The 22,816-nt window shown below is 59.8% G+C and carries 24 protein-coding genes; 3 read left to right on the top strand and 21 right to left on the bottom strand.

The genetic code is table 11. The annotated features are described in order from the left end of the window. Window positions 1–83 precede the first annotated feature (83 nt). Window positions 84–1,064, top strand: coding sequence for a site-specific integrase (locus HMPREF1153_RS04230; RefSeq protein ID WP_009645647.1), 981 nt, complete (start codon window positions 84–86; stop codon window positions 1,062–1,064). A gap of 105 nt (window positions 1,065–1,169) precedes the next feature. Here the strand turns inward: HMPREF1153_RS04230 and pyrR are convergent, their stop codons facing one another. From pyrR to HMPREF1153_RS04155, 15 genes are all read right to left on the bottom strand, one after another. Then, window positions 1,170–1,724, bottom strand: a complete 555-nt coding sequence (gene pyrR, locus HMPREF1153_RS04225) for a bifunctional pyr operon transcriptional regulator/uracil phosphoribosyltransferase PyrR (RefSeq protein WP_037369802.1) — start codon at window positions 1,722–1,724, stop codon at window positions 1,170–1,172. A gap of 77 nt (window positions 1,725–1,801) precedes the next feature. Continuing rightward, window positions 1,802–2,707: an RluA family pseudouridine synthase gene (locus HMPREF1153_RS04220; protein WP_009645639.1), complete on the bottom strand. Its 906-nt coding sequence runs from the start codon at window positions 2,705–2,707 to the stop codon at window positions 1,802–1,804. A gap of 1 nt (window position 2,708) precedes the next feature. After that, window positions 2,709–3,155: a signal peptidase II gene (lspA, locus tag HMPREF1153_RS04215; RefSeq protein ID WP_009645640.1), complete on the bottom strand. Its 447-nt coding sequence runs from the start codon at window positions 3,153–3,155 to the stop codon at window positions 2,709–2,711. Window positions 3,156–3,200: 45 nt separating this feature from the next. Next, window positions 3,201–3,986, bottom strand: a complete 786-nt coding sequence (locus HMPREF1153_RS04210; protein WP_009645625.1) for a YlmH family RNA-binding protein — start codon at window positions 3,984–3,986, stop codon at window positions 3,201–3,203. Between the two features lie 7 nt (window positions 3,987–3,993). Further along, window positions 3,994–4,791 (bottom strand): pyrroline-5-carboxylate reductase, encoded by a 798-nt coding sequence (gene proC / locus HMPREF1153_RS04205; protein ID WP_009645708.1) that lies wholly within the window; start codon window positions 4,789–4,791, stop codon window positions 3,994–3,996. Window positions 4,792–4,801: 10 nt separating this feature from the next. Beyond that, complete coding sequence (locus HMPREF1153_RS04200) at window positions 4,802–5,281, bottom strand: cell division protein SepF (RefSeq protein WP_009645637.1); 480 nt, start codon at window positions 5,279–5,281, stop codon at window positions 4,802–4,804. Between the two features lie 12 nt (window positions 5,282–5,293). After that, entirely contained in the window at window positions 5,294–5,986 is a 693-nt protein-coding gene (locus HMPREF1153_RS04195) for a YggS family pyridoxal phosphate-dependent enzyme (RefSeq protein ID WP_009645693.1), read from the bottom strand. Between the two features lie 19 nt (window positions 5,987–6,005). Then, the gene (gene pgeF, locus HMPREF1153_RS04190) at window positions 6,006–6,815 is read right to left on the bottom strand and encodes a peptidoglycan editing factor PgeF (protein WP_009645650.1); all 810 of its coding nucleotides are present in this window, start codon (window positions 6,813–6,815) and stop codon (window positions 6,006–6,008) included. Continuing rightward, complete coding sequence (locus tag HMPREF1153_RS04185; RefSeq protein WP_009645679.1) at window positions 6,796–8,556, bottom strand: TIGR03960 family B12-binding radical SAM protein; 1,761 nt, start codon at window positions 8,554–8,556, stop codon at window positions 6,796–6,798. Before HMPREF1153_RS04185 ends, pgeF begins: the two co-directional genes overlap by 20 nt. Beyond that, complete coding sequence (nrdR, locus tag HMPREF1153_RS04180) at window positions 8,553–9,017, bottom strand: transcriptional regulator NrdR (RefSeq protein ID WP_009645711.1); 465 nt, start codon at window positions 9,015–9,017, stop codon at window positions 8,553–8,555. The genes HMPREF1153_RS04185 and nrdR overlap by 4 nt, the downstream gene beginning before the upstream one ends. Beyond that, window positions 9,018–10,868 (bottom strand): YgiQ family radical SAM protein, encoded by a 1,851-nt coding sequence (locus HMPREF1153_RS04175; protein WP_009645706.1) that lies wholly within the window; start codon window positions 10,866–10,868, stop codon window positions 9,018–9,020. Window positions 10,869–10,871: 3 nt separating this feature from the next. Then, complete coding sequence (locus HMPREF1153_RS04170; RefSeq protein WP_009645642.1) at window positions 10,872–11,669, bottom strand: helix-turn-helix domain-containing protein; 798 nt, start codon at window positions 11,667–11,669, stop codon at window positions 10,872–10,874. 168 nt (window positions 11,670–11,837) lie between these two features. Continuing rightward, a complete protein-coding gene (locus HMPREF1153_RS04165) occupies window positions 11,838–13,907 on the bottom strand; it encodes a polyribonucleotide nucleotidyltransferase (RefSeq protein ID WP_009645713.1) in 2,070 nt (689 codons plus the stop codon). A gap of 109 nt (window positions 13,908–14,016) precedes the next feature. Beyond that, entirely contained in the window at window positions 14,017–14,283 is a 267-nt protein-coding gene (rpsO, locus tag HMPREF1153_RS04160) for a 30S ribosomal protein S15 (protein ID WP_006192940.1), read from the bottom strand. Between the two features lie 327 nt (window positions 14,284–14,610). Beyond that, window positions 14,611–15,462, bottom strand: coding sequence for a pyridoxamine kinase (locus HMPREF1153_RS04155; protein ID WP_009645612.1), 852 nt, complete (start codon window positions 15,460–15,462; stop codon window positions 14,611–14,613). 496 nt (window positions 15,463–15,958) lie between these two features. Here HMPREF1153_RS04155 and HMPREF1153_RS04150 point away from each other — a divergent pair, with 496 nt between their 5' ends. Together HMPREF1153_RS04150 and HMPREF1153_RS04145 are read left to right on the top strand one after the other, a co-directional pair. After that, complete coding sequence (locus HMPREF1153_RS04150; protein ID WP_156810547.1) at window positions 15,959–16,189, top strand: hypothetical protein; 231 nt, start codon at window positions 15,959–15,961, stop codon at window positions 16,187–16,189. Next, on the top strand, window positions 16,182–16,439 hold the full coding sequence (locus HMPREF1153_RS04145; protein ID WP_009645629.1) for a Txe/YoeB family addiction module toxin: 258 nt from the start codon (window positions 16,182–16,184) through the stop codon (window positions 16,437–16,439). Before HMPREF1153_RS04150 ends, HMPREF1153_RS04145 begins: the two co-directional genes overlap by 8 nt. Window positions 16,440–16,524: 85 nt before the next feature. Here the strand turns inward: HMPREF1153_RS04145 and HMPREF1153_RS04140 are convergent, their stop codons facing one another. The 6 genes from HMPREF1153_RS04140 to folD all read right to left on the bottom strand — a co-directional run bounded on the left by HMPREF1153_RS04140 (window position 16,525) and on the right by folD (window position 22,810). Then, entirely contained in the window at window positions 16,525–17,133 is a 609-nt protein-coding gene (locus tag HMPREF1153_RS04140) for a 3'-5' exonuclease (protein WP_009645652.1), read from the bottom strand. 65 nt (window positions 17,134–17,198) lie between these two features. Further along, window positions 17,199–18,605: an NADPH-dependent glutamate synthase gene (gene gltA / locus HMPREF1153_RS04135; RefSeq protein WP_009645622.1), complete on the bottom strand. Its 1,407-nt coding sequence runs from the start codon at window positions 18,603–18,605 to the stop codon at window positions 17,199–17,201. A gap of 1 nt (window position 18,606) precedes the next feature. After that, window positions 18,607–19,449 carry a sulfide/dihydroorotate dehydrogenase-like FAD/NAD-binding protein gene (locus HMPREF1153_RS04130; RefSeq protein ID WP_009645656.1) on the bottom strand — a complete coding sequence of 281 codons (843 nt, stop codon included), beginning with the start codon at window positions 19,447–19,449 and terminating at the stop codon, window positions 18,607–18,609. A gap of 54 nt (window positions 19,450–19,503) precedes the next feature. Then, window positions 19,504–20,250 carry a methylenetetrahydrofolate reductase gene (locus HMPREF1153_RS04125; RefSeq protein ID WP_009645641.1) on the bottom strand — a complete coding sequence of 249 codons (747 nt, stop codon included), beginning with the start codon at window positions 20,248–20,250 and terminating at the stop codon, window positions 19,504–19,506. A 16-nt stretch (window positions 20,251–20,266) separates the two neighbouring features. After that, window positions 20,267–21,934, bottom strand: coding sequence for a formate--tetrahydrofolate ligase (locus HMPREF1153_RS04120; protein WP_009645734.1), 1,668 nt, complete (start codon window positions 21,932–21,934; stop codon window positions 20,267–20,269). Window positions 21,935–21,946: 12 nt separating this feature from the next. After that, window positions 21,947–22,810: a bifunctional methylenetetrahydrofolate dehydrogenase/methenyltetrahydrofolate cyclohydrolase FolD gene (gene folD / locus HMPREF1153_RS04115; RefSeq protein ID WP_009645658.1), complete on the bottom strand. Its 864-nt coding sequence runs from the start codon at window positions 22,808–22,810 to the stop codon at window positions 21,947–21,949. Window positions 22,811–22,816 lie beyond the last annotated feature (6 nt).

Genomic DNA, 22,816 nt, shown 5'->3' with positions numbered 1-22,816 from the left:
GCTTTTTCCATCTGGAAAAAATCCAAGATTCTTGTATAATGGTGATACTGCTGAATGAATTTTGACACATGAGGTGTTTTGTGATGGATGTACGCGACGATTTCCTGCTCGCCAAGAACCAGCAGGTCGAGCAGAACGAGAAACTTTCCGCCAAGAGCAAGCGGCGCATGCAGAAGAGCAAATCGTTCAATACGATCAAATCGTATGCGAGCGATTGGAACGATTTCGCCGACTGGTGCGAGCATCACCAGACTGCTTCCCTGCCCGCAGAGCCCGAGACCATCGTCAACTACATCAATGACCTCGCGGACAATGCGAAGGCGAACACGGTCTCGCGCCGCGTCACCGCCATCTCGGAGAACCACATCGCCGCCGGCTACAAGCGCGACAATCCCGCCCACTCGGGACTCGTGCGAAACGCCATGTCCGCCATCCGCAGGGAGAAGGGAACTTTCCAGCACGGCAAGGCGCCGATCCTCCTGGAGACGCTCTATCTGATCGCCGACGGCTTCGGCACGGACGAGGCCTCGATTCGTGACAAGGCGCTGCTCCTCCTCGGCTTTGCAGGAGCGTTCCGCCGCTCGGAACTCGTCGCGCTCACGGTCGAGGATGTCAGCTTCTCCGCCGAAGGCATGGTCGTCTTCATCGGCAAATCGAAGGGCGACCAACTCGGCAAGGGAAGCTATATTGGCATTCCCTATGCGCCCGACAAGGAAATCTGCGCCGTTCGTGCGCTGCGTGCGTGGCTCTCCCTCAGCGGCATCAAAAAAGGGCCGCTCTTCCGCCCCTTCAAGCGCAATCATGAACTGCGCGATACACAGCTTTCGGACAAGTCCGTGGCGCTCATCGTCAAGAAGTACATCAAAAAAGCCGGCCTCAGCGAGGAGGATTTTGCCGGGCACAGCCTGCGCCGAGGCTTCGCGACGAGCGCCGCGCAGCACGATGTCGACGCCTTGACCATCATGCGCCAGACGCGCCACAAATCGGAGAAGATGGTGCACCGCTACATTGAGCAGGGAAACATCTTCAAGGACAATCCGCTCGCTCGCATGTACGGCAAATGAGGAACAAGCGCGATACAAGGCGATGCTGTGACCGATACGATACGAAAAAGAGAAGAGGCTGCAGGCAAAAGTGCTGCAGCCTCTTCTCTTTTTTGTATGCAGATGTCACGCCTCCTGCCTCTCGGCAAGCACGACGCGCTCCTCTGCGTCGTGCTCTTCGAGCATGACGCGAATCTCCTCCTTGGAGGAGGTCGGCACGTTCTTTCCCACGAAGTCGGCGCGGATCGGCAGCTCCCTGTGGCCTCGGTCGATGAGGACGGCGAGCTGGATGCTCTTCGGACGCCCCATGTCGATCAGAGCGTCGAGCGCCGCGCGGATCGTCCGCCCCGTGTAGAGCACATCGTCGACGAGCACGATGGTCTTTCCCGTGATGTCGACGGGAATCTCCGTCTCGCGCACGACGGGCTGATACGCGAGGGTCGAGAGATCGTCGCGGTACAGCGTGATGTCGAGGACGCCGATGGCAGGCCTCGAACCCTCAATCTTCTCAATCGCCGCCGCGATGCGCTCCGCGAGCGGAATGCCGCGGCTTCGTATGCCGACGAGGACGATTCCCGCCGTGCCCTTGTTCCTCTCCACGATCTCGTGCGAAATGCGCGTGAGTGCGCGACGGATCGCATCTTCATCCATCAGAACCGTCTTGTCGACTAAGGTCGCCATATCATCCCGCCCCTTTCTGTCCTTCGATGGCGTTTTCGTCCATCAACTGCCCTGCCTTCTCCATGTGTTCAGCCGCTTCAGCGCCCTCGCCGCAAGGCATAAAGGATCGCTTTCATATCCTCGGGCATTTCTGCCGCGAATGTCATGCGCTCTTTCGTGCGCGGATGCGTGAACGAGAGCTCGCAGGAATGAAGCGCCTGCCCCGCTATATCGGGCGTCTTCCTGCCGTATTTCGGATCGCCGAGCAGCGGATGGCCGATATAGGCCATGTGGACGCGAATCTGGTGTGTGCGCCCTGTCTTCAAGCGGCACTCGACAAGCGTGTGCGCAGGGAAGCGCTCGACGACGCGAAAGAGCGTCGTCGCTTCCTTGCCGCCCGGCACGACTGCCATCTTCTTGCGCTCCGTCGGATGGCGGCCGATCGGCGCACGGATCTCGCCCCTGTCCTCGGCAATCGTGCCGCAGACGATCGCCCGATAGATGCGCTGCGCCGTCTTCTCCCGAATCTGCTCGGCGAGGTCGACGTGCGCCCGATCGTTCTTCGCCGCCACCATGACGCCCGACGTGTCCTTGTCGAGCCGGTGCACGATGCCCGGCCGTATGACGCCGTTGATGCCCGACAAATCCTCGCAGTGATGGAGCAGCGCATTGACGAGCGTGCCGTCCGCTGCTCCCGCCGCCGGATGAACGACCATGCCGCGCGCCTTATTGATGACGATGACGTCCGAATCCTCGTAGAGGATGTCCAAGGGGATGTCTTCCGGCAGGATCTCCAACTCCTGCGCTTCGGGAAGTTCCGTCTCCACGGCATCCCCTTCGCGCAGCTTGGCGTTCGCCTTCGCCGTCCTGCCGTTGACGAGGACGCAGCCGCTTTCGATCAGCTTTTGGATATGGGAGCGCGAAACCTCCAGTTCCCTGCCGGCGAGAAAGCGGTCGAGACGTTCTCCCGCAGCCCCTTCGTCGACGATCAGCCGTTCCTTCATGTCAAGCGTCCTCCGCAGGGTGCATCTTGAAGAGGATGGCGTAGATGATGGCCGCGACGCCGACGACGATGGCGATGTCCGCGATATTGAAGACCGGCCATATACGGAAATCAAAGAAGTCGATGACATGCCCGAAGCGCACGCGGTCGATCAGATTGCCCAGGGCGCCGCCGAGCAGGAGTGCCGTGCCGCAGCGAAAGATGCGGCACTGGCGGCGGATGTAGGGCGAGAAAAGGCCGCCCAAGATGACGATGACGATGCCCATGACGATAAAAAAAGAGCGCTGATGGGCGAGGATGCCGAAGGCAGCGCCGGGATTCAAAACGAACGTGATATGAAAGACATCTTGTATGACGGGGATTGACATTCCCGGAAACATCTCATGGGCGACAAGGAATTTCACGACTTGATCCAAGACTACGATGCAAATGCTCAAAAAAATCGGCACGAGAACCGCCTCAGTCCTTTCTCTTAGAGAAACCTCGTTTCGTCATCACAGATAGCGGTGCAGGAGCACGCTGATGCGCCCCTTCTTCGTCTGACCGCGAATCTCCTTCACTTCAAGCCGTCCCCTGCCGCGCATGGAAAGCACATCGCCCTCCTTGACGGCTTGGGAGGCGCTCTTTACGGACTGCCAGTTGAGCTTGAGCTTTTCCGCCGCGATGTCCGCTGCAGCCCGGCTGCGCGACATGCCGAAGCCCGCCGCCGCAATCGAGTCGGCGCGCAGGGAGGCGACCGTCGCGCGAATCTCCTTGCAGCGCTCCTCGCGCGGCAGGAGGGCGGAAAGTTCGCCGAGCGAGCACGTCACATGCGCTGCGCCGAACTGCACGCAGTTCGTCAGCAGGAAATCCGCCATGTTCTCTGCCGTGACGATACGCGCCGCGCCCTGCTGAATCTGGATGTCGCCGATGATCTCGCGCTCGACACCGAGCCCCATGATCGCGCCGAGAACGTCTCGATGCGAGATGTGCGCGAACGCATCCTTCCACTGCGCCTCCACGACGGCGATTTCCCAAGAGGGCGTGCCGCGAAAATCTTCATGCTGAAAGACGGCACGCTGGCGCTCCGCCCCCGCATAGCCGCCGTTGAAAGAGACGGCGAGACCTTCGAAGTTGGCCGCCACGACCTCGGCGATTTCCTGCCCGAAGGGGTCGAGGAACGCCGTCAGGCGGAACTTTTGATTCTTCATCGCCTTTTCTGCGGCATCGACTAATTTCACTGCCGTTTCTTCGCCTTCCGAGCCGCGATAGAAACGCAGGATTTTTTCCCGATTCGACATAGTGCTCCTATTCCCCTAAAGACTTCGATTTTTCCGCCGCGCTCAAGACGGCGTCAAGGAATGCGCCGCGCACGGCACGCTGTTCAAGGACGCGCAGTCCTGCGATGGTCGTGCCCGCAGGCGACGTGACCTGATCGCGCAGCTCGTCGGGATGCCTGCCCGTATCGAGCGCCATCTTGGCGGAGCCGAGCAATGTCTGCGCCGCCAAAAGACGCGCGTCCTTGCGCGAAAGCCCCGCCGCCACGCCGCCATCCGCGAGCGCGTCGATGACGAGGAAGGCGAAAGCCGGTCCGCTGCCCGAAAGCCCCGTGACGGCGTCCATCAAAGACTCCTTGACGCAGACGACCTTTCCCGCCGCCGCGAGAATCGTGCGAATCGCTTCCTCGTGAGCTGCGCCCGCACGCGAGCCGAGCGCATAGGCAGACATTCCCTCGCCCACGGCGAGCGGCGTATTGGGCATGACGCGGATGACGGGCTGACCGGGAAGCAGCGCTTCGAGCTTAGGAAGCGGCAGTCCTGCCACGATGGACACGAGGACGGCATCCGAGCGCAAAGCCCCGCGAATTTCCAAGAGCGCCGCTTCCGCCGCATTCGGCTTGACGGCGAGAATGACGACGTCCATATCGCCGAGGAACGACTGCGCGCTGCAGAACGCCTGCACGCCGTACGTTTTCTTCAATTCCTCGGCGCGCGCCGCCTTGTGCTCGGAGACGAAGACCGCCTCCGCAGGAAGCACCTCTTCGCGCAGAACGCCGGCGATGACGGCCTCCGCCATCATGCCGCCGCCGATCAATGCAAGTTTCATCGCCGCCGCCCTACTTCTTCAGCCACGGCATCTCCGTCGACACCGACTTCTTGTCCTCCGAATAGGAGATATTGACGTTGCTCGGCGCACAGAAGAAGACGTTGTTGCTGACCTTCTTGATCTCGCCGTTCAGCGCGTAGATCGTGCCGCTGATGAAGTCCGTGATGCGCTTGGCGTCCTCCTCGATGGTGTTCTCAAAGTTGATGACGACGGGGCGCTTCTCGCGCAGACAGTTCGCCACCTGCTGCGCATCGTCGAAGGACTTCGGCTCGATGACGACGACCTTCATCTTGTAGGCGGCGACATTGTTCATCGCAGCGTTCGCCGCTGCCGTTTGGAAGTTCACGACATTCGACGCCGGCGCTTCCTCGCGCTCCATCTCGTCAAACTCTGCAAAATCGTCGTCTTCGTCGCGCAAATCCCTTTTATCGTTGATGTCTTCCGGATCGATCAGGCCGATTTTTCCGCACACCTTATCAATGAAGCCCATCTTGTTCCCTCCTCAATATTGACGTGGCCCGAAAATGGCCGTGCCGACACGAACGATATTGGCGCCTTCTTCCACAGCGATCCGATAATCATGTGTCATACCCATTGACAAATAACTTATATTCGCCGTTTTCCACGGAAACTCCTTCGTCCTTTGAAAAATTTCATACATGCGGCGAAAGAGCGGCCTCGTCTCCTCGACCTCGTCGTAGTTGGGCGCTATGCACATCAGACCGCGAAGGCGCAGATGCGGCAGTGCGTCGACAGCTTCGAGCAGGGGCTGCAAGTCTTCTTCGTAAATGCCGGACTTCGACGCTTCTTTGGCAAGGTTGACCTGCACGAGGACGTCCTGCCGCTTGCCGATCTTGCCCGCTTCCTTGTCCAATGCCTCGGCAAGCTCCAAGGTGTCAACGGAATGAATGAGGTCGAAGAGCTTCACGGCGTACTTCGCCTTGTTCTTCTGCAAGTGACCGATGAGATGCCATACAGCCGTGCGCTCAAGCGTCTCGAACTTCTCCCGCGCTTCTTGTATGCGGTTTTCGCCGATGTCCGTCACGCCATGCGCGATCGCCTCGCGCATCTCGGCGACGCCGTGATTCTTCGTCACCGCCACGAGGCGGACAGGCTCTTTCGCGTCGGCAATCGTCCTCTTCGCCCTGCTCTCCTCGATGGAGCGCAAAACTTCATGCAGATTCTCTTCGATCAACTTGCTTACCTCCTGCAAACTACTTCAAGGCGATCCACGCGGCGAAGCGTCCCGTCGTCCCGTGCTCTTCGCGATAGGAAAAAAAGAGTCCGGCATTGCACTTCGTGCATACGTCAGCGCTGTCGATATGCGCGGGAAGGAGTCCCGCCGCTTCGAGCTGCAGGCGGTTGGCCGCCCACAGGTCAATCGTCCGCTTTCCCTCGGGCGAGTGCGAAAGAAGCTCCGGCGCTTCAGGAAATGCCGCGCGAAAAGCCGCCGCGACCTCCTCGCCGACCTCGAAGCAGCACGCGCCGATGGAGGGGCCGATGCCCGCGAGGATGTCCTGCGGACGCGAGCCGAACGTCTCGGCCATGCGCTGCACGGTCTTTCGTCCGATCTTGGCGACCGTTCCCTTCCAGCCCGCATGAGCGGCGGCAATGACGCGGCGCACAGGATCGAAGAAGAGGAGCGGCACGCAGTCGGCGAAACACAGCAACAAGGGCAGTCCCGACTCCGCCGTCATCAAGGCGTCGCAGGCAGGCACGGACTCGTCATAGCGGCTCGCGCCCATGCCCGCATCGCTGGCGCGGACAAGGCGCACTTCATCGCCGTGCACCTGGCGCGGCGTGACGATCCGCGCAGCGTCAAGCCCCAGAGCCTCAGCAAAGAGACAGCGATTCTCCGAGACGTCCGCGGCGCAGTCGCCGACGTGGAGCGCCATGTTCAGCGCGGCGAACGGCGGCTTCGAGACGCCGCCCAAGCGCGTGGAAATGCCGTGCGCCAGCCCCTCCTCGGGAAAGAGCGAGAACGAGCCGCGCCAAAGGCCGCCGCTATGTCTGAGCTGAAACATGTCTCTCCTCCATTGTATCACAAACGCCGCAGCGTGTGCATCCCGAAAAGCAAGGTTTCGTATATTGCAGCGCCGCCGCCCTCTGTAGTTCGCGGTAGAGGTACTGCTTGGGAAATCCCATGTCGAGCGCATCCCACGGGAATACCGCATCTTCTGCGTGCCGCACCTGCAGAAAGTCCGCAAAGGAAAGCCCCTCTTCCTTCAGCGCACGCTTGAACGATTTCGCGCCGCCCGCGAGGAAGGCGCGGTGCAGGGCGCGAGCGACGCGGCGGTCGCCGCGCGCGAGCACGCCCTGCACATAGGCGCTCTTGGGCGATTCGGCGATGATGCGGATGCTCCTGTAGGGCGCCAGCCCCTTTCGGATCGTCTTCATCGCATCCTTGACCCATTTCTCGTCCGCCATAGGCAGCCACTGGAAGGGCGTGAATGGCTTGGGGATGAACGGATTGATGCTCAAGGTGATCTGCGCATGCTCCTTCTTCGCCCGAATATGCTCATGCAGTCGCACGGTCATATCGACGATGGCCTTGATGTCCTCTTCCTCCTCGTAGGGCAGACCGATCATCAAGTAGAGACGGAACTGGCGGATGCCCGCCTGCAGCGCGAGATCGACCGTATGGCGCAGATGCTCCTCCTCGATGCCCTTGTTGATGATCTTCCTCATGCGCACGCTGCCCGCTTCGGGGGCGAGCGTGATCGTGCGCAGCCCGCTCCTCGAAAGGGACGCGACAAGCTCCTCGGTCACGGAATCGGCGCGAAAGGAGGCGACCGACATACCGAGATTTTCTGCCAGAATGTCGCGGCACAAAGCGTCGATCTCGGGATAGTCCGAGATGGCGGCTCCCATGAGTCCGATGCGCTTTTCGTACTTCTTCGCCTCTTGGACTTCCTTTTCCAAGACCTTCAGCGAGCGATTGCGCGGCTGTCGAAAGCAGTAGCCCGCCATGCAAAAGCGACAGTGCCTGCCACAGCCGCGTGCCGTCTCGATGAGGTAAAGGTTGAATTCCGTATCGTCGGTGACGACGACGGTGTGCGCGGGAAATTCGTCGAGATCGCGCACCCATTGGCGCGTGACGCGCGAAGGAGCGCCCGCCGCAGGGCGAATGGCGCACAGGCGGCCCGACGCATCGTAGTCGTGCGCGTAGAGCGAGGGCACATAGACGCCCTCGACCTTCGAGAGGGCGCGCAGAAGCTCGGCACGCGAAAGGCCCTGCCGCACGGCGGCGTCGTATGCGTCCATCAGAGCCGGCATGACGACCTCGCCCTCGCCGATGACGAAGGCGTCGACGAAGAGACTCAACGGCTCGGGGTTGAACGTGGCGCAAGGCCCGCCCGCGAGGACGATGGCGTCCTGCTCGCCGCGCTCCGCCGCCAGAAGTTTGACCTTGCCAAGCTGCAGGATGCGCAGCAGGTTGAAGTAGTCCATCTCGAAGGAGACGGCAAAGCCGATCAAAGAGAAGCGATGGAGCGGCTGCTGGTTCTCCAGGCTCAGAAGCGGCGTGCCCGTACGCTCATGCTCGCGCTGTTCCTCGTCGCTCGGCAGGAAGAAGCGCTCGCACGCCGTGTCGCCGCGTCGGTTCAAGAGGTCGTAGATGATGTGCAGCCCGAGGTTCGACATGCCGACGAAGTAGGAATTGGGGTATACGAGCGCGAAGGCGCGCCGCGTGCCCGTCGGAAACGAAAAATAGCCTTGCTCGCGTTCCAACTGCTCGCGCAGACGCCGCTTGATCTTCCAGCTCAAGACGGGTTCTTCTCCCTGAGCAGCGCTTCCAACTCCTCGCGGAAGCCGCTGATGTCGGCAAACTTGCGGTAGACCGAGGCGAAGCGGATGTAGGCGACCTCGTCGAAGTTCTTGAGCTTCTCCATCACGAGTTCGCCGATGTCGCGCGTGTAGACCTCGCGATCCATCGTGTTGCGAAGCTCCTTTTCGATCTCATCCGCCAGGGCGACGATGCGCTCCGTCGGAATGTCGCGCTTGTCGCACGAGCGTATGAGGCCGTTCAGCAGCTTGTTGCGGTCAAAGACGACGCGCCTGCCGTCATTTTTAATAACCATCAGCGGAATCTTCTCCACTGTCTCGTATGTCGTAAAGCGCTTGCCGCACGACGTGCACTCCCTGCGGCGGCGAATGGTATTGCCGTCGTCAGCTGCACGCGAGTCGACGACGCGGCTGTCCTCCTCTTTGCAAAATGGGCAACGCATCTATATCCCCTTCTCTTTCCTTCGTTTTCTTCTCGTTTTTTCTACCGTCTCGCGCCGCTTCGGACGCAGCAGACACTTCTTCCCGTAGCCAATGAGGTCGCCCCTGCCCGCCAGATGCAGCGCCTTGCGCACGATGGCGTCGTTCTCGGGCAGCCAATATTGCAGAAGCGCGCGCTGCATCCTCTTCTCCTCCGCCTTTTTCGCCGTATAGACCTTCTCGCCTGTCAGAGGATTGATTCCCGTGTGGTACATGCAGGTCGAAAGCGTGCCGGGCGTCGGGATGAAGTCCTGCACCTGCTCGGGATGGTAGCCGCGCTCATGGATGAACTCCGCAAGCTCGACGGCGTCTTCGAGGTGCGCGCCCGGGTGGCTTGACATGAAGTACGGCACGAGGTACTGCTTCTTACCGAGCTTTCGGTTCATTTCCTCGAACGCCTTGACGAAGCGCAGGTATACGGATTTTCCGGGCTTTCCCATGAGTCGCGTGACGCGCCTCGATACATGCTCGGGCGCGATGCGCAGCTGTCCGCTGATATGATGACGGCACAGCACTTCCAGAAAATCATCGTGCGCCTGCTGCAGGTAGTCGAAGCGAATGCCCGAGCGGATGAAGACCTTCTTCACGCCAGGCAGCGTGCGAAGGCTCTCTAGGATAGCCAAGTATTCTCTGTGATCGGCTCGCAGGTTCTCGCACAAGGGCGAAAGACACGCCTTGCCGCGGCACGTCCCGCGCACGAGCTGGGCGCTGCACGACGGCTCATAGAAGTTCGCCGTCGGCCCGCCGACATCGTGGATATAGCCCTTGAAATCGGGCAGGGCAATGAGCCGCTTCGCCTCGCGCAGCAGCGACTCCTTGCTCCTATGCTGGATGATGCGCCCCTGATGCGACACGATGGCGCAGAAATGACAGCCGCCGAAGCAGCCCCTCTGGCTGACGAGACTGAACTTGACCTCGGCGATGGCGGGCACGCCACCCGCCTTGTCGTATACTGGATGCCATGTATAGCGATACGACAGTTCGTAGATCTCGTCCATCTCTTCCGTCGTCAAGGGCAGCGCCGGAGGATTCTGCACGACGCAGATCTCTTCGTTCTGCTGGATGAGCCTGCGCCCGCGCAGGGGGTCCTGCTCCAGATATTCGACGCGGAAGGCGTCGGCAAACTGCGCCTTGTCCTTCGCGACCTTCTCATAGGGCGGCAGTTCCACATAGTCCCATACATAGTCGCGGTTCGGCACGCGGTAGCAGGTACCGCGCACATCCTGCACGTTCTCGATCGCAACGCCCGCATGAAGTTCGGCGGCGATCTCGACGATCTGCTTCTCTCCCATGCCGTAGATCAGAAGGTCTGCGCCGCTCTCTAAGAGGATGGACGGGCGCACCTCATCGCGCCAATAGTCGTAATGCGCCATGCGGCGCAGGCTCGCCTCGATGCCGCCGATGATGACGGGAATCTCACCCCAAGCCTCACGCAGCCGCTTCACATAGACGCTGACAGCGCGCTCAGGCCTGCAATTCATGCGTCCGCCAGGTGAATAGGTGTCCTGCCGGCGCAGTTTCTTCGCCGCCGTGAAGCGTGCGAGAACGGAATCGAGATTGCCGCTCGATACAAGAAAGGCAAGCCGAGGCTTGCCTAAACGTCGAAAATCTTTTGCACTGTGCCAATCGGGCTGGGCGATGATGCCGACGCGATAGCCGTGCGCTTCGAGCACGCGGCAGATGATCGCAGTGCCGAAGCCCGGATGGTCGACATAGGCGTCGCCCGAAACGAAGATGAAATCAAGCTCGTCCCAGCCTCTTGCCTCCATGTCCGTCCGGCTCATCGGCAAAAAATCCTTCACGCTTCCAACCATCGATCACTTCGCCGCATTCTCTTTGGTAAAGGTCTTCTCCACCACTTCGCCCTTCTGCCCGATCGCGCCCATGTCCTTGCCATTCAGAGAATAGTTGAGCGCTCCGGCATTGCCCGCCGTGATGCGCACCTTGTCCTTGCCCTTGAGCGTCAAGACCTTGCCCTTTTCAGCCGTCCCCTCGAACTCCGTCTTGCCGTCAACGACGACTTCCGTCCAGCAGCGATCGGTGAAACTGAGCTTCACCTCTACACCGTCAGCCGCCGCCTTCGGCGCGGCCTCCGTCTGCTTCTGTCCCGGCTTCTGCCCCTGCTGCGTCTGCGTCTTTGCACGCGGCGCGGGAGCGCTCGGCTCTTCGTCCCCGCCGAAGGCGATGAGCGCCGCGAAGGCAACGACGAAGACGGCCACCGCCACCATCAGAGCATTGCGAACGCCATGGGATCTCTTCTCCATCGGATAACTTTCAAGCGAGGTGATCTTCGGCCCTCGGTATTCCTCCCTGTTCCTTTCTGTAGACTGCTCCTGCCTTGCTTCTTCCGCCGAAGAAGATCCTGCCGCGTCCTGCAGCTCTTCCTGCGGGTGCATCTCTTCATTGAAAGCGTTTACGATCTCGTTGGCATTAAGCTTCAAATAGTTTGCATAATTGCGGACAAAGCCCTTCGCATAGACCTCACCGGGCAATGTCTTGTATTCGCCTTTCTCGATTGCATCTATATATAAAGCGCGTATGCTCGTAGCCTTTTCAATATCCTTGATCGATAAATTCTGCCTCTCGCGTTCCCTGCGCAGAAGATCGCCTATCATCGAAATTCATCCTTTCCGAAAGCTTCCCAATAAAACTTCCCATTCCATTATACCGTTATGGAAGAGAAAAGACAATAAGCACGAAAAGCACGCGGTGCAAGAATAGGAAATGAGTCTCAACAAAAGACTCGCGCCGCAGCAAGCAGCGCGAGTCTTCGATTCCTATACTCAGAGAAGAACCTTGTGCGAGAGGTTCACACGTCCCTGCTTGTCGATCTCGACGACCTTGACTTCAAGCTCATCGCCTTCATGCACGACGTCCTCGACCTGAGCGACACGATGGCGTGCAAGCTGGGAGATGTGGCAAAGCCCCTCCTTGCCCGGCAGGATCTCAACGAAGGCGCCGAAGTTCATGATGCGCGTGACCTTGCCCTTGTAAACAGCGCCGACCTCCACATCGCGCACGATATCCTCGATGATCTGCTGCGCCTTCTTTGCGCCCTCGCCGTCCGCCGCCGCGATGAAGATCGTGCCGTCCTCCTGGATGTCGATCTGCGCACCCGTCTCGTCAATGATCTTCTTGATCGTCTTGCCGCCCGAGCCGATGACCTCGCGGATCTTGTCGACATGGATCTTCATGACCGTGACGCGCGGCGCATAGGGCGAGAGATCGGCCGCCGGCTTGTCGATGACGGCGAGCATCTTCTCTAAGATGAAGGCGCGGCCGCGCTTCGCCTGCGAGAGCGCCGAAAGGAGAATGTCGCGCGTGATGCCGGCAATCTTGATGTCCATCTGGATCGCCGTCACGCCCTTCTCCGTGCCCGCGACCTTGAAGTCCATATCGCCGAGCGCGTCCTCCATGCCCTGGATGTCCGTCAGGATCGTATAGTGGTCGCCGTCCTTGACGAGTCCCATGGCGACGCCCGACACGGGACGCTTGATCGGAACACCCGCGTTCATCAGAGAGAGCGTGCTGCCGCAGACGCTGCCCATGGAGCTTGAGCCGTTCGACTCCAAGACCTCCGACACGAGGCGGATCGTATAGGGGAACTCATCAAGCGAGGGAATCATGGGCAGGAGCGCACGCTCCGCCAGAGCGCCGTGACCAATCTCGCGCCTGCCGGGACCGCGTGCGGGACGCGCCTCACCGACGCTGTAGCCGGGGAAGTTGTACTGATGAATGTAGTGTTTCGACTGCTCGGGACCAAGACCGTCGATGATCTGCTCGTCGCCGACAGAGCCGAGCGTCGTGATCGTGAGTACCTGCGTCTGCCCGCGCGTGAAAAGCCCCGAGCCGTGCGTGCGCGGCAAAAGGCCGACCTCGCAGCTCACGGGGCGCACCTCATCGAGCGCACGCCCGTCGGGACGGATCTTCTCGTGCGTGATCATGCGGCGCACGCTCTCCTTGACGATCTTGTGCGTGACGGCGGCGATCTCCTTGGCGTTCTCGGGATAGTCCGCAAGGAAATGCTCCAGAACCTCCGCGCCGATGGCGGCGATATGCTCGTCGCGGTCGAGCTTGTCGGGATTGCGCACAGCTTCGTCGAGACGCGAAGAAGCGTAGTCGCGAATCGCCCGATCGAGTTCTTCCGGCGCGAGGAAGAGCTTGACTTCGCGCTTCTCCTTGCCGCAGGCAGCGGCGATCTCCTGCTGGAACTCGACGATGCGCTGAATCTCCTTGTGCCCGAAGAGGATCGCTTCGAGGATGACTTCCTCTGGAAGCTCGTTCGCTCCCGCCTCGACCATCATGACGGCGTCGTGCGAGCCGGCAACCGTCAGATTCAAGTCGGAAACTGCACGCTGCGCCTCCGTCGGATTGATGACGAGTTCACCGTCGACGCGGCCGACCTTGACGCCTGCGATCGGTCCGGCAAACGGGATGTCCGAGACGCAAAGAGCGCACGAAGCGCCGATCATGCCTGCGATCTCGGGAGCATTGTCCTGGTCGACGCAGAGCACCGTCGCGATGATCTGCACATCGTTGCGGAAACCCTCGGGAAACAGCGGGCGGATCGGACGGTCGATGAGACGGCTGCAAAGAATCGCCGATTCGCTCGGGCGGCCTTCGCGCTTGATGAAGCCGCCCGGAATCTTGCCGGCAGCGTACATCTTTTCTTCGAAGTCAACCGTCAGCGGAAAGAAGTCGATGCCCTCGCGCGGCTCTGCCGACGCAGTCGCCGCGACGAGCACCGCCGTATCGCCATAGCGGACAAGAACGGAGCCGTTCGCCTGCTTCGCCATCTTTCCCTGCTCGATGATCAGCGGACGGCCTCCAACCTGCATTTCAAAACTCTGCATTTGAGTTCCTCCTAAATTTTCACTCTTTGATTCATGACCTTATTCGACAAAAAAACGCATTATCCTTGCCACATGCAAAAAAAGGCGGGGAAAAATCCCCGCCTCTCTCTTACTTCCTCAAGTTCAGTTTTGCGATAATCGCGCGATAGCGCTCGATGTCACTGTTGTAGAGGTAGCTCAGAAGCCTCCTGCGATGACCGACCATCTTCAAAAGACCGCGTCTCGAATGGTGATCCTTCTTGTGCTCTTTCAGATGCTCCGTGAGGTAGACGATCCGCGCCGTCAAGAGCGCGATCTGCACCTCGGGCGAACCCGTGTCGCCTTCGTGTACGGCATTTTCCTCGATGATCTTCTGCTTTGCTTCCTGTGTCAGCATGAATAAGCCCTCCTAAGCGTCTTTCTTTTCTCCTGCGGCCACGGCGTCGTCGGAGAAATCGGCGTCGTAGCTACGGAATTCCTTAAGGAATCACTGATAAATTCAGCTACCCATCTTCACACATCTACACTGCCCTGTCGTCGTCGCCAAATCCTCGACGTAGCCACTGCTACGCCTGCGGTTTGTCTCCTTGACAGGAACAGCGTATCTGTGCAAATCTGGGCAACTTCATTTTATCAGCGTTTCCTTAAAACTTCTCTGGCATTATAGCACAGTTCCTTCGCCCTTGCAAGCCTTCGACATGCGCGTTCCGGCATATATCCGGCCTCAAAGACCGAGTTTCCTGCTGTAGTCTCCGAGGTAGCGCTCGAAGTTGACGCCGTAGCGGATGTCCGTACCCGCCTCCTTCGTCCAGGCGATGCACTCCACCGTATAGTCGACGGCGATGCGTGCGGCCTCCGCGATCAGCTTGCCACCGACCGCTGCGCCGACGAAGGCGCTGCCGAACACATCGCCCGTGCCGTGGTAACTGCCCGGAATGTTCTTGCCGAGGACATAGCAAACATTGTCCGCCGCCGCATCATAAACCGCCGCGCCAAGTTCCTTGTCGTCAAAATAGACGCCCGTCAGCACGATATGCTTGACGGGAATCGCCTTCGCCAGGCGGCGCAGCAAACCTTCCACATACTCGCGCGTGTAGGGACCTTCCGCGTAGTCCTCGCCGAGCATGAACGCTGCCTCCGTCATGTTGGGCAGAATGATGTCCGCCTTGGAGCAAAGCCCCTTCATCGCCGGCGGGAATGTCTCGTCGAAAATGGAATAAAGCTTGCCGCCGTCCGCCATCACAGGATCGACGACGAGCAGCGTATCCTTGTCCGCCAAGGCGGAGAAAGCATCGCCGACAAGCTTGATCTGCTCGAAAGAGCCGAGAAAGCCCGTGTAGATGCCGTCGAATTTCAGACGAAGCGACTGCCAATGCGCGACCATCGGCGAGATGTCCTCGGTCAAGTCACGATAGGTGAAGCCCGTGAAGCCGCCCGTATGCGTCGACAAGACCGCCGTCGGCAGCACCGAGCACTCGACGCCCGCCGCCGATATGATCGGCAAAGCCACCGTCAGCGAGCACTTCCCCACGCCCGAAATATCATGAATCGCCAAGACTCTCTTCTGTCTTTCCATTTTTATAGCCTCTTTTCAATCTTCAAGTGGGAGAGGTATTTGAGGAAGCACTGATAAATTCAGCGCTTCCTTGATGACTGCTTCCACATCATCCCCCTCAAGGTCTTTTCATTCTACCACGAAACCCCAAGAAGTCAAACCCAAAGGGTGCAGACCGATTGGCTAGGTTTCTGGTAAGGGCGGCGCACTATGTCCACAAAGTGGACGTTTGTGCGTGTAGTTTACCACGAAACCCCAAGAAGTCAAACTCGAAGGGTGCAGACTGATTGGCTAGGTTTCTGGTAAGGGCGGCGCACTATGTCCACGAAGTGGACGTTTGTGCGTGTGATTTAGCGTGAACGTCCAGGAAGTCAAGCCGTAAGCGCAGCGCAGATCGTCGCCTTATTTCAGACAGGGATCATGGAAGAATCGCACTTCTCGCTCGACTTGACGCAAGGAAATGGAGAATGATATACTCAAGAAAACGAAAGATTCTCTGGAAAGGAGCTTGATTTCCATGACCACGCTTGCCATAGAGATTGATGATGCCAATGCCCGCATACTGGAAGATTACGCACGATCGAACAAGATTACGATTGACAGCTGCATCAACAAATTGATTACCGAACTTCACCAGCGAGAAAGAACCGCCTATCTCAAGATGCTTGAAGAAAGCAACCAAGCGCTTCGCGAAGGCCGCACGATCACGAAGACGTTTGCTGAGCTTAAGGCCATGGAACATGAGTAATATCACCTTTACAGAACCCGCATTTGCACAATATCTCTATTGGCAAACGCAAGACAAGCGTACGCTGAAAAAAATCAATCAACTTCTGCAGAGCATCGACCGCGACGGCGTCTTGAACGGACTTGGCAAGCCTGAAGTGCTGAAGCACCTCGGCGGCGATTTCAGCAGACGCATCGACGAACAAAATCGTCTCGTATACACCGTCGAAGGCGATAATATCATCGTAAAAGCCTGCAAAGGGCACTATTGAAACCAAAGAAAAAACTTCAAACACATATCAAAAGAGGCAGCACCGACTCACAAAGGGCTAGTTGCTGCCTCTTTTATTCCTTATCTCACACGCCGAAACGGCCGATCCTTACGCCGATTTTCTGCGCAAGCTCTTCTATGTCGTCGGTGCCCGTTTCCATGCCTGCAAAAAGCGGGATGGCGGCGCACGTTCTGGCATCGTCCAAGGCGCGGTGGTGGCGGAAATTGATATTGAGGTGTGCGCCTACGGTATTGAGCTTGTGATCATCAAGAGCAGGCCAAACCTTGCGTGCGATGCGCACGGTGCAGCATGTGCGGAAATCCGGCGCCTGCAGGCGATTGGCAAGGAGCGACGCCTTGAGCACGCCCATGTCGAAGGACTCATTGTGCGCGACGACGATCTTGCCGGCAAGGCGCTCCTTCAGCTCTTCCCAGACCTCGGCGAAGGTCGGCGCATCTGCCACATCTTTGGGGCTTATGCCGTGGATGCCGATGTTGAAGCTGTCGAAGCGAAGTCCGGGCGGCTGAATGAGCGTCGTCCACCCTTCCTTTAGCTGTCCGTCCCGCACCTCTACGGTAGCCACGCTGCAGGCGGAGTTCATGCTGCCCGTCGCCGTTTCAAAATCAATCGCGATATAGTTCATCATGGCGATCACCTCGCAAAACACTTTCTGCGGCACTGCCGCGCCATACACACGCCGAGGGACGCTCCCTTCCCGCGTCCCTCGGAAACGCCTGCCGCTTCGGTCTTCTTCGAAGCTCAGACGTTCTTTTTCTTCTGCAGATACTCGTCGATGGCGGCGGCCGCCTTCTTGCCCGCGCCCATCGCCAGGATGACGGTCGCCGCGCCCGTCACGATGTCGCCGCCCGCGAACACGCCTTCCTTCGTCGTAGCGCCCGTCTCCTCGTCAGCGACGATGTTGCCGCGCTTCGTCGTATCCATGCCGGGCGTCGTCGTCGCGACGATGGGATTCGGCCCCGTGCCGATGGACATGATGACCGTATCGACGGGAAGCTCGAACTCCGAGCCTTCGATGGGCACGGGACGGCGGCGTCCCGAATCGTCCGGCTCGCCAAGCTCCATCTTGATGCAGCGGATCGCCTTGACCCAGCCGTCTTCGTTGCCCAAGATTTCGACGGGATTGTTCAGCAAGCGGAAGTCGATGCCCTCTTCCTTCGCATGGTGCACTTCCTCGCGCCTTGCGGGCAGTTCTTCCTCGCTGCGGCGGTAGACGATGTAGACTTTCTCCGCGCCGAGCCGCAGCGCCGTGCGCGCCGCGTCCATGGCGACGTTGCCGCCGCCGACGACGGCAACGCCCCTGCCGACGTGAATCGGCGTCGCAAAATCGGGGAAACGGTATGCCTTCATGAGGTTGCAGCGCGTCAGGAACTCGTTGGCGGAATAGACGCCGTTGAGGTTTTCGCCGGGGATGTTCATGAAATGCGGCAAGCCCGCGCCCGTGCCGACGAAGACGGCGTCGAATCCCTCTTCTTCCATGAGTTCGTCGATCGTATAGAGCCTGCCGACGACGGAATTCAGCTCGATCGTCACGCCGAGCTTTCTGAGGTTTTCGACTTCCTTCTGCACGACGCCGTCCTTCGGCAGGCGGAACTCGGGAATGCCGTAGGAGAGCACGCCGCCCGCGACATGCAGCGCCTCAAAGATCGTCACGCGGTAGCCCTTTTTCGCGAGATCGCCGGCGCACGAAAGTCCCGCAGGACCTGCGCCGATGATTGCGACCTTCTGCGCGTCCGGGGCGAACTCGACGGGCTTGACCTCTTCTTCCTGCGCGAGCTGCCAATCCGCCGCGAAGCGCTCAAGTCTGCCGATGCCGACAGGCTCGCCGCGCTTGCCGAGGATGCAGAGCTTCTCGCACTGGTTCTCCTGCGGACAGACGCGGCCGCAGACGGCGGGCAGCGCATTGTCGCCCTTGATGATGTCGATCGCCGCCGCAAAATCGTGCGCCTTGATCTTCTGGATAAACTCGGGGATGCGCACGGACACAGGACAGCCCTTGCGGCACTGCGGCACCTTGCAGTTGAGACAGCGCTCAGCCTCGGCGATCGCCGTTTCCTCATCGTAGCCCAACGCCACTTCTTCAAAGTTGTGGGCGCGAACCTTCGGGTCTTGCTCAGGCATCTTATGTTTTTCCAGCACCAACGCCATGTCAATTCCTCCCCAAGCCGATGTTACAGATGTGATCCTTCTCCTTCGCTTCCTGCGTGCGGTACATCCTGCCGCGCGCCATCAATCCCTGGAAATCGACGAGATGACCGTCGAACTCGGGGCCGTCGACGCAGGCGAACTTCATCTCCTCGCCCACCTGCACGCGACAGCCGCCGCACATGCCCGTACCGTCAACCATGATGGGATTGAGGCTCACGATGGTCTTGATGCCGTAGGGGCGCGTGGCTTCGGCGACGCTCTTCATCATGACGCCCGGGCCGATCGCCGTGACCTGGTCGATCTTCTCGCCGCGCTTCACGAGTTCTTCGATGGCGTTCGTGACGAACCCCTTGATGCCGTAGGAGCCGTCGTCCGTTGTGATCAGAACCTCGTCGGAAATCGCCCTCATGCGATCTTCAAAGATGAGGATGTCCTTCGTCTTCGCACCGAGAATCGAGATGACCTTGTTGCCAAGTTCATGCGCCGCGCGTGCGATCGGATAAACGGGTGCGACGCCGATGCCGCCGCCGACGAAAACGACGGTTCCCATGTGATTGGAAAGCTCCGACGGCTGCCCCAGAGGACCGACGAAGTCAAGAATAGAATCGCCTTCCTGGAGAGAGGCGAGAAGCTCAGTCGATGCGCCGACGACCTGGAAGAGGATCGTGACGATTCCCTTTTCGCGATCAAAGTCGGCGATTGTCAGCGGTACACGCTCGCCCTCCTCATTGACGCGCAGGACGATGAACTGCCCCGGCAAAGCCTTCTTCGCCACGCGGGGCGCCTCGATATCGTACTCAAGGATGCCCGGTGACAACTCTTGTTTCTTTAAGATTCTGTACATTCCAATGCCCCTCCTCTGCATTAAAAACAAAGAATCAGATTTCTGACACGCCCTTTATCCTTCGGCAAATATGCCGCCCAAATACTCGTCAATCCCCGTGCGAATCGGCATGAGGTAGACGTGTTCACCCTTTGCCCGCGCTTCTGCCAAAACATCACGCGCAAACGCGACGCTCCATGCAAGCGTCGGTTCGAAGTCCTTCGGGAACACGACCTGATTCTTCGTCTCCCAATAGCTCTCAGAGCGCTGCGAGGTCACGGGCGAGAGCCCCCAGTAAACCTCGATGCCTTCGAGCATGTCCGCATACATCGCGAGGAAGCGGCGATCGAAAAATGGCTGTGTGAAGAAGCCGACAGCGCCCGCCTGCAGTTTGCGGCGGATGCGGTAATCTTCCTGCCTCATGCTGCCGCGATACTGGTCGATGCCCGCAAAGACTCGAATCTCGGGCATTTCCTCGCGGAACTTCCGTATGACGTCGATGCTCTCCGTCGGATAGACGGTGTGCGCCATGTTCTGCGGCGCATCTCCCTCGATGACGAGGACTTCTCGAATCGCATGTTCGCGCAGGTAGTCCGCCATGGGCAGCGGCTTCGTGATGTCGATGTCCATGGCGCGGATGTGCGGCACAGCGGGGAAAGTCTCGCCCGCAATCGCCGCGCCCTCCCAACTGCGCACGGGAAGTCGCAGGAGGTCGGGGACGTTGATGAGATCGATCTTTCCCTCATATTTTTTCGTCTGCGCGAGTTCTTCACGCAGCGCCGCCTCGTCGCGCGGCACAAGTTCAAGCGACACTTTGCTCATAAACGTCAGCCTCCTGTCAGAACAATCCCGTGATTCTGCCGTCTTCCGTGATGTCCATATCCATCGCCGCCGGATGCTTGGGAAGCCCCGGCATCGTGAGGATGCTGCCCGTCAGGGCGACGACAAACCCCGCGCCCGCCGCGAGGCGAAGCTCGCGCACCGTGATGCGAAAGCCCTCGGGCCTGCCAAGAAGCGCGGCGTCGTCGGAAAGCGAATACTGCGTCTTCGCCATGCACACGGGCATCTTGTCGAAGCCCAGCGCTTCCAATTCCTCAAGCTCTCTTTGCGCTTCCTTCGTAAAATCGACGCCTGCCGCGCCGTAAATCTCACGCGCAATCTTGCCGATTTTTTCAGGAATCGTCTCCTTCTCATCGTAGATATAGCGAAAGTCCGCCTTCTTTTGAAGCGCCGCCTCGACCTTCTCGGCAAGCGCCTCGCCGCCCTCGCCTCCCTTCGCCCAAACTTCGGACAGAGCGACCTCGGCGCCGAGCGCCTCGCACTCGCGGCGCACGAAATCAAGCTCTTCGGCCGTATCGGTCGGAAAGGCGTTGACGGCGACGACGGCGGGCAAACCGAACTTCTGCACGTTCTCGATGTGCTTGGCGAGATTCGCCATGCCCTTTTTGAGCGCCGTCATGTCAACCTTCTCCAATTCCTTCTTGGAAAGTCCGCCGTGCATCTTGAGCGCACGCACCGTCGCGACAATGACGACGGCGTCGGGAGAAATCCCCGCAAAGCGACACTTGATGTCGAGGAACTTCTCCGCACCGAGGTCGGCGCCGAACCCCGCCTCCGTCACAACGACGTCGGCGAACTTCAACGCGAACTTCGTCGCCATGATGCTGTTGCAGCCGTGCGCGATGTTGGCAAAAGGACCGCCGTGGATGAAGACGGGCGTGCCTTCGAGCGTCTGCACGAGGTTCGGCTTGATCGCGTCCTTGAAGAGCAGCGTCAGTGCGCCCGTCGCGCCGAGCTCGTCGGCACGCACAGCTCTGCCCGAGCGCGTGTAACCGATGACGATGCGTCCGAGACGCTCCTTCATGTCCATGAGGTCGCGCGAGAGGCAGAGGATCGCCATCATCTCCGACGCCACCGTGATGTCAAAACCCGTCTCACGCGGCACGCCGTGCGCCTTGCCGCCCATGCCGATGACGACATGGCGCAGTGCGCGGTCGTTGAGATCGAGGACGCGCTTCCATGTGATGCGGCGCACGTCGAGATCAAGCGCGTTGCCCTGCTGGATATGGTTGTCGATGATGGCGGCAAGGAGGTTGTGCGCCGTCGTGATGGCATGAAAGTCCCCCGTAAAGTGCAGATTGATGTCCTCCATCGGCACGACCTGCGCATAGCCGCCGCCCGCCGCGCCGCCCTTCATGCCGAAGCACGGCCCCATCGACGGCTCACGAAGCGCAGCCGCCGCCTTGCGGCCTCGGCGAGAAAGCGCATCGGCCAGCCCGACGCTCGTCGTCGTCTTGCCCTCGCCCGCCGGCGTCGGATTGATCGCCGTGCAGAGGATGAGCTTGCCGTTCGGCCTGTCCTTGACGCGCTGCCAGGCGTCAAGCGTGACCTTCGCCTTGTATTTGCCGTAAAGCTCCAAATCATCAGGCGCAAGGCCGATCTTCGAAGCAATCTCCTCGATCGGCTTCATCTTCGCCGCCTGTGCGATTTCCACATCAGATTTCATGGCTGCTCCTCCTCACTTTTCCACTCGCATCTTCGCCGCCTGCACCGTGTTCGCCATAAGCGTGGCGATGGTCAGGAGTCCGACGCCGCCAGGCACGGGCGTGATCGCGCCCGCGACCTCCTTCACGGCGTCAAAATCGACATCGCCGACAAGCTTCCTCTCGGCGATGCGGTTGATGCCGACGTCGATGACCGTCGCGCCGAGCTTCACCATATCCGCCGTCACGAAGCGCGGCTTGCCGACAGCAGCGACGAGGATGTCCGCCTCGCGTGCGACAGCGGCGAGATCTTCCGTGCGCGAGTGACAGACCGTGACCGTCGCATTCTCTGCGAGCAAGAGATGGCTGATCGGCTTGCCCACGATATTGCTCCTGCCGATGACGCAGGCGCGTTTGCCCGCGACGGGAATCCCCGCGAGCTTGAGCATCTTCATGCAGCCTGCAGGCGTGCATGGCACGAGCGCGGTTTCCCCCGCCACGAGGCGGCCGATATTGATCGGATGGAAACCGTCGACGTCCTTTTTCGGGTCGATGCGCTCGATGATCTCTGCCGCGCTCTTCGCGAGGTGCGCGGGCAGAGGAAGCTGCACGAGGATGCCGTCGATGCGGCGACTCGCATTGAGCCGGTCGATCTCGGCGAGAAGATCCTCCTTCGTCGTCGTTTCGGGCAAGGCGATCAGAGCGGAAAAAAAACCGAGCGCCTCGCACGCGCGCTCCTTGTTGCGCACATAAACCTCAGATGCCGGATCTTCGCCGACGATGACGACGGCAAGCCCCGGCATCCTGCCGAGTACGCTGCGCAAAGCCAGCGCCTCCTCCCGCGCCTCGTCCTTGATCTTTTGGGCAAAGACCTTGCCTTCGAGCAATCGGGCTGTCATATTTCA

Source organism: Selenomonas sp. CM52 (assembly GCF_000292955.1).
In the GTDB taxonomy this organism is placed as follows: Bacteria; Bacillota; Negativicutes; order Selenomonadales; family Selenomonadaceae; genus Selenomonas.
Note: the sequence above shows the minus strand (reverse complement) of the source record. Positions and strands in the feature narration are given on the sequence as shown.